At 50.0% G+C, this 802-nt stretch carries 2 protein-coding genes; both read right to left on the reverse strand.

Annotation, left to right across the window (positions count from 1 at the left end; translation table 11 throughout):
* Positions 1 to 545 (reverse strand): TraE/TraK family type IV conjugative transfer system protein (locus tag R7Z49_RS24300; RefSeq protein WP_318112266.1); only part of this gene is annotated, 545 nt, incomplete at its 3' end.
* On the reverse strand, positions 542 to 802 hold a 261-nt coding region (gene traL, locus R7Z49_RS24305; protein ID WP_258535866.1), incomplete at its 5' end, for a type IV conjugative transfer system protein TraL. The genes traL and R7Z49_RS24300, both read right to left, overlap by 4 nt.

Consider the following 802-nt stretch of genomic DNA (forward strand, 5'->3'; position numbering starts at 1 on the left):
TCATACGTATCCATCCAACTGAGCTTTGGACGGTATTGCTCAATATCGATGTCAAACTCATAGGTGCGAGTTTGGCGCTGTTCATCTCCAGATGGTCCAGAGACCAAGGAATAACCGGTCACAAAGACATGACCGGTTTCATACTCATACTCCACTTGTCTGGGTTGGAATTTGAGCGTGACTCGGTCTTCGCGGATTTGTCTTGCCTGAATCTCCAGTGCATCGACCACTTGCTGGTACACCGCTGGAGAAAGTAGCGGCTCAATAGCAACCCGGATGAAAGACACATTACCCGGCGTCACGTTGCCCATAAGCTCAGCCAGGTAGAGTCCCCAGGATTCAAGGTAAGGTTGAGTGGCTTGGTTTCGTGACACTTCAGCCGTTTCAGACAAGGTTGGCGGTTGAATGGCTACCACGGTATTGCGAGAAAATGCTGCTACCGCAAGCAGCAAATTAGATAGCACCAGCACTGCAATCAGGAACCGTTGCCATCGGTTTTCTAATTGCGTGCCTTGCCATGATTTTAAAAACACGTCGAACTTCACGGCAGATAGCTCCTGATAAATGGGTTAGGGATCGTCTTGGCTTTGGTTGGCAACAGTCCGGCCCAGTAGATGGCGTGAAGAATAAAACCATCTGGGCGACCATCACGAAAACGCCGATAGAGTTTGGTTGTCACCAACCCCAACAGGCATAAAACCAAGGCATTACCGGTAAAAATGCCGATCACTAGCCCCAACAGAATGGGAGCCATCTCATCGGCACTCCAAAGCAGGAAGTGCGGCGGGTCATCGATATAGGA

This window comes from Vibrio sp. 1562 (genome assembly GCF_033340155.1).
Classification (GTDB): domain Bacteria; phylum Pseudomonadota; class Gammaproteobacteria; order Enterobacterales; family Vibrionaceae; genus Vibrio; species Vibrio alginolyticus.